The organism is Rhizobacter sp. P3_B12 (genome assembly GCF_056402895.1).
In genome coordinates this window covers 1-5314 of record NZ_JBFUGN010000397.1, presented here as the reverse complement: position 1 = coordinate 5314, position 5314 = coordinate 1, and the positions used below count along the sequence as shown (strand labels likewise).

The 5314-nt window shown below is 70.2% G+C and carries 5 protein-coding genes and 1 pseudogene; all 6 read left to right on the top strand.

Features of this window, described 5'->3' with window-relative positions; all coding sequences use genetic code 11:
- A pseudogene (locus tag AC1D01_RS19500) lies at positions 1-272 on the top strand (histone deacetylase); the annotation flags it as partial.
- On the top strand, positions 269-724 hold the full coding sequence (locus AC1D01_RS19495; RefSeq protein ID WP_477869168.1) for an acyl-CoA thioesterase: 456 nt from the start codon (positions 269-271) through the stop codon (positions 722-724). The pseudogene AC1D01_RS19500 and the gene AC1D01_RS19495, both read left to right, overlap by 4 nt.
- A complete protein-coding gene (locus tag AC1D01_RS19490; protein ID WP_477869166.1) occupies positions 721-1434 on the top strand; it encodes a nitroreductase in 714 nt (237 codons plus the stop codon). Before AC1D01_RS19495 ends, AC1D01_RS19490 begins: the two co-directional genes overlap by 4 nt.
- Complete coding sequence (locus tag AC1D01_RS19485; RefSeq protein WP_477869164.1) at positions 1434-2756, top strand: sodium:proton antiporter; 1323 nt, start codon at positions 1434-1436, stop codon at positions 2754-2756. Before AC1D01_RS19490 ends, AC1D01_RS19485 begins: the two co-directional genes overlap by 1 nt.
- A gap of 27 nt (positions 2757-2783) precedes the next feature.
- Positions 2784-3776, top strand: coding sequence for a 2-hydroxyacid dehydrogenase (locus AC1D01_RS19480; protein WP_477869162.1), 993 nt, complete (start codon positions 2784-2786; stop codon positions 3774-3776).
- Positions 3773-5275, top strand: coding sequence for an ABC transporter permease/substrate-binding protein (locus tag AC1D01_RS19475; RefSeq protein WP_477869160.1), 1503 nt, complete (start codon positions 3773-3775; stop codon positions 5273-5275). The genes AC1D01_RS19480 and AC1D01_RS19475 overlap by 4 nt, the downstream gene beginning before the upstream one ends.
- Positions 5276-5314 lie beyond the last annotated feature (39 nt).

The following is a 5314-nucleotide window of genomic DNA, read 5'->3' as shown; positions in this document are numbered from 1 at the left end:
GCCATGCGCACGGCGCGCCGGGGCTGGTGTTCTACCTGGCCGGTGCCGATCCGCACGAGGGCGACCGCCTGGGCCGCCTGAAGCTCACGGCCGCGGGCCTCGCCGAGCGCGACCGCCGTGTCTTCGCTGCCACCCGCGAGCGCCGCATTCCGGTCGCGGTCAGCATGGCTGGCGGCTACGGCCGCGAGATCGCCGACACCGTCGCGGTGCAGCTCACGACGCTGCGCGAGGCGCTGGCCAGCCGCGAGCAATGGAACAATGCAGCGCCATGACGATGCCTCCCACGCCGCCCATCCGCCCGCAACCCGAAGCACGCAGCGCCTACCGGCACTTCACGAGCCTGTCGACGCGCTGGATGGACAACGACGCCTACGGCCACGTCAACAACGTCGTCTACTACAGCCTGTTCGACACCGCGGTCAACCGCTACCTGGTCGAGGCCGGCGCGCTCGACATCCACGCCGGCGCGGTGATCGGGCTGGTGGTCGAGACCCACTGCAACTACTTCGCGCCGATCGCGTTCCCGCAGATGGTCGATGCCGGCTTGCGCGTCGCCCACGTCGGCGGCTCCAGCGTGCGCTACGAGATCGGCCTGTTCGCCGCCGGCGAGCTGCTGTGTGCGGCACGCGGCCATTTCGTGCATGTCTATGTCGACCGCGCGACGCGCCGCCCGGCCGCGTTGCCGGATGTCCTGACCCAGGCCCTTGAAGGATTGCGCCCGTGAATCTCCCGCTCCCCCCGCCGACCCCCGAGCAGACCGCCGCCGTCGACGCAGCGATCACCTCGCGCCGCTCGCTGCGCGCCTTCCTGCCGACGCCGATCCCGCGCGAGACCATCGAGGACATCCTGCGCGTCGCATCGCGTGCGCCGTCGGGCACCAACACGCAGCCGTGGAAGGTCTACGTGCTGACYGGCGAGCCGCTGCAGGCGCTGGCGCGCGACATCACCGCCGTCTACGACGACCCCGCAGTCGCGGCGCAGCACCGCGAGGAGTACGCCTACTACCCGGTGGAATGGCGCCCGCCCTACATCGACCGCCGCCGCAAGGTCGGCTGGGACCTCTACGGCCTGCTCGGCATCACCAAGGGCGACAAGCCGCGCATGCATGCGCAGCACGGCCGCAACTACGTGTTCTTCGACGCGCCGGTCGGCCTGATGTTCACGATCGACCGCGTGATGCAGCAGGGCAGCTGGCTCGACTACGGCATGTTCCTGCAGAACGTGATGGTCGCCGCGCGCGCCCGCGGCCTCGACACCTGCCCGCAGGCGGCCTTCACGCAGTTCCACCGCATCATCCTGCCGCAGCTGGGCGCGTGCGACGACGAGATGCTGGTGTGCGGCATGTCGCTCGGCGTCGCCGATCCGGCCGCGGTCGAGAACACGCTGGTCACCGAGCGCGAGCCGGTGGCCGGCTTCACGCGCTTCCTCGGCTGATGCTCGGGCCGCTGTGGGGCCTGCCGTTCGCAGGATTGCTGCTGTCGATCGCGCTGCTGCCGCTCGCCGTGCCGGGCTTCTGGCACCGGCACTACGGCAAGGTGGTGGCTGCGTGGGCGCTCGCCTACCTCGTGCCGCAGGCGGCGCGCTCCGGTCTCGATGCCGCGTGGCACGGCCTGGTGCATGCCGCGGTCGGCGAGTACATCCCGTTCATCGTGCTGCTGGCCACGCTGTTCATCGTCGCCGGCGGCATCTTCGTGCGTGGCAACCTGCACGGCGGCCCGGGGCTGAACGTCGCGCTGATGGCGATCGGCGCGGTGCTGGCCAGCGTGATGGGCACCACCGGCGCGTCGATGCTGATGATCCGCCCGCTGATCCGCGCGAACGACCACCGGCGCCACACGGCCCACGTCGTGGTGTTCTTCATCTTCATCGTGTCGAACGCAGCCGGCGCGCTGACGCCGCTGGGCGATCCGCCGCTCTTCCTCGGTTTCCTGCAGGGCGTGGCGTTCTCGTGGACGCTGGTGCACCTGCTGCCGCACACGCTGTTCATGGTGGGCACGCTGCTCGCGATCTTCTGGGTGATCGACCGCTGGTATTGCCGCCAGGACGAGCCGCGTCCCGTCGACCCGACGCCGGACACGCGCGGCTTCGGCATCGAGGGCACGGTCAACCTCGCGCTGCTGGCCGGCGTGGCCGGGTTGATCCTGATGAGCGGCGTCTGGAAGGGGGGCGTCGCGTTCACGCTGGCCGGTGCCGAGATCACCTGGCAAGGCCTCGCGCGCGACCTCGGCCTGCTCGCGATCGCCGCAACCTCTTGGTTCCTCACCCCGCCCTCGGCCCACGCGCAGAACCAGTTCAGCTTCGGCCCGATCGTCGAGGTCGCGAAGCTGTTCGCCGGCATCTTCCTGACCATCATCCCGGTCATCGCGATGCTGCGCGCCGGCGTCGACGGGCCGTTCGGCGCGATCGTGTCGGCCGTCACCGCGCCCGATGGCACGCCGCGGCCGGGGATGTATTTCTGGGCCGCCGGCACGCTGTCGTCGTTTCTGGACAATGCGCCGACCTACCTGGTGTTCTTCAACGCCGCCGGCGGCGATGCGCAGCAGCTGATGACGCAGTACGCCACCACGCTGGTCGCGATCTCGGCCGGCTCGGTGTTCATGGGCGCCAACTCGTACATCGGCAATGCGCCCAACCTGATGGTGAAAGCGGTGGCCGAAAGCCGCGGCATCCGGATGCCCGGCTTCTTCGGCTACATGGGCTGGTCGATGGCCGTGCTGCTGCCGCTGTTCGTGCTGATGACCCTGATCTGGTTCTGACCTGCTTGTTGAAAAAGAGGAAATGACATGAAGCCTGCCGTACTCGTCTCGCGTGCCATCTTTCCCGACATCGTCGATCGCCTGCGGGCGCACTTCGACGTGCAGGACAACCCGGAAGACCGCGTCTTCAAGAAGCCCGAGCTGATCCAGCACCTGGCCGGCAAGCAGGGCGTGCTCGCCACCGGCAGCGAGCGCTTCGATGCCGAGGTGCTCGATGCCAACCCGCAGCTGAAGGCGGTGTGCAACATGGCGGTCGGCTACAACAACATCGACGTCGACGCCTGCAACGCACGCGGCGTGCTGTGCACCAACACGCCCGACGTGCTGACCGAGACCACCGCCGATTTCGGCTTCGCGCTGATGATGGCGGCGGCGCGGCGCATCGCCGAATCGGAGCACTTCCTGCGCCGCGGCGACTGGAAGAAGTGGTCCTACGACATGTTCGCTGGCGGCGACGTGCACGGCGCGACGCTCGGCATCCTCGGCATGGGCCGCATCGGGCAGGGCATCGCGAAGCGCGGCGCGCTCGGTTTCGGCATGAAGGTGATCTACCACAACCGCTCGCGGCTCGCGCCCGCCATCGAGGCCGAATGCCGCGCGAGCTACGTCTCGAAAGAGGCGCTGCTGCGCGATGCCGACCACCTGGTGATCGTGGTGCCGTACTCGCCGGCCTCGCACCATGCGATCGGCGCGGCCGAGCTCGCGCAGATGAAGCGCAGCGCGACGCTGACCAACATCGCGCGCGGCGGCGTYGTCGACGATGCGGCGCTCGCGCAGGCGCTGGCCGAGCGGCGCATCGCGTCGGCCGGGCTCGACGTGTTCGAGGGCGAGCCGGCGCTGAACCCCGCCCTGCTGACGGTGCCCAACGTCGTGCTGACGCCGCACATCGCGAGCGCGACGATCGCGACGCGGCGCGCGATGGCCAACCTCGCGGCCGACAACCTGATCGCCGCGCTCGGCTTCGGGCCCAACGCCGGCCACCCGCCCACCCCCATCAACGCCGCGGCGCTGAAGGGATGAAGGCGTTGCGCGCCGTCGCTGCCGGCTTGCTGACGGGCCTGCTGATGGCGTGTGGCGCCGGCGCGCACGCGGCCGACAGCGTCACCGTCGGCTCCAAGCGCTTCACCGAGTCGTACGTGCTCGGCGAGATCGTGCGCCAGACCTATGAGCGCGCCGGCATCGCGGCCACGCACAAGCAGGGCCTGGGCAACACCGGCATCCTGGAGCAGGCGCTGGCGAGCGGCGCGGTCGACGTCTACCCCGAATACACCGGCACCATCGTGCGCGAGCTGCTGAAGCGCGAGGGCAACCCGTCGCTCGACGAGCTGAACGCGTGGCTGGCCCCGCGCGGGCTGAAGGCCGCGGTGCCGCTCGGCTTCAACGACACCTATGCGCTCGCGATGCTCGAATCGCAGGCGCAGCAGCTCGGCATCGAGCGCATCTCCGACCTGCTGAAGCCGCAGGCGGCGGCGTTGCGGCTGGGGCTGTCGCACGAGTTCCTGGAGCGTGCCGACGGCTGGCCGGCGCTGAAGGCGGCCTACCAGCTCGGCTACGACAAGCCGGCCGGCCTGGACCACGGCCTGGCCTACGACGCGGTCGCGGCGCGCCGCATCGACCTGATCGACATCTACAGCACCGACGCGAAGGTCGGCCGCTACCAGCTGCGCGTGCTGAAGGACGACCTGAACTTCTTCCCGAAGTACGACGCGGTGCTGCTGATGCGCGCCGCGCTCGATCCGGCGCCGCTGCAATCGCTGGCCGGTCRCATCGACGAGGCGGCGATGATCTCGCTGAACGCCCAGGTCGAGCTCGACGGCAAGAGTTTCGCCGAGGTCGCACGGCAGTTCCTGTCGGGCAGCGCGGCGGCAGCCTCGAAGCCGGTCACGTTCATGCAGCGGTTGTTCGGCCCCGATTTCGCGCGGCTCGCCGGGCAGCACCTGCTGCTGGTGTTCGGCTCGCTGGCGGTGGCGGTGCTGGTCGGCGTGCCGCTCGGCGTGGCGGCGTGGCGCTGGCCGCGCAGCGCCGGTGTCGTGATGGGCGTGGTGTCGGTGCTGCAGACGGTGCCGTCGCTCGCGCTGCTGGCCTTCCTGATCGCGGTGGTCGGCAGCATCGGGCTGCTGCCGGCGCTGATCGCGCTGTTCCTCTATGCGCTGCTGCCGATCGTGCGCAACACGCATGCCGGGCTGCAGGGCGTGCCGGTGGGGCTGGCGCAGGCGGCGCTGTCGCTCGGCCTGACGCCGCGGCAGACGCTGCGCCATGTGCAGCTGCCGCTGGCCGCGCCGACGCTGCTGGCGGGGGTCAAGACGGCGGCGGTGATCAACGTCGGCACCGCGACCGTCGCCGCCTTCATCGGCGCCGGCGGCTTCGGCGAGCGCATCGTCGCGGGCCTGGCGGTCAACGACAGCGCGGCGATGCTGGCCGGCGCGCTGCCGGCGGCGGTGCTGGCGCTGGCCGTGCAATACGGTTTCGACGCGATCGAAAAACGGCTGCTGCCTGCCCCACTGCGCTCCTCGGCATAGCGACAGCTGCGAGAATGGGGAAATGCTCCTCGACTGGAT

Coding starts and splice junctions, on each gene's coding strand:
- AC1D01_RS19495 (WP_477869168.1), top strand. CDS start 269: ATGACGATGCCTCCCACGCCGCCCATCCGCCCGCAACCCGAAGCACGC.
- AC1D01_RS19485 (WP_477869164.1), top strand. CDS start 1,434: ATGCTCGGGCCGCTGTGGGGCCTGCCGTTCGCAGGATTGCTGCTGTCG.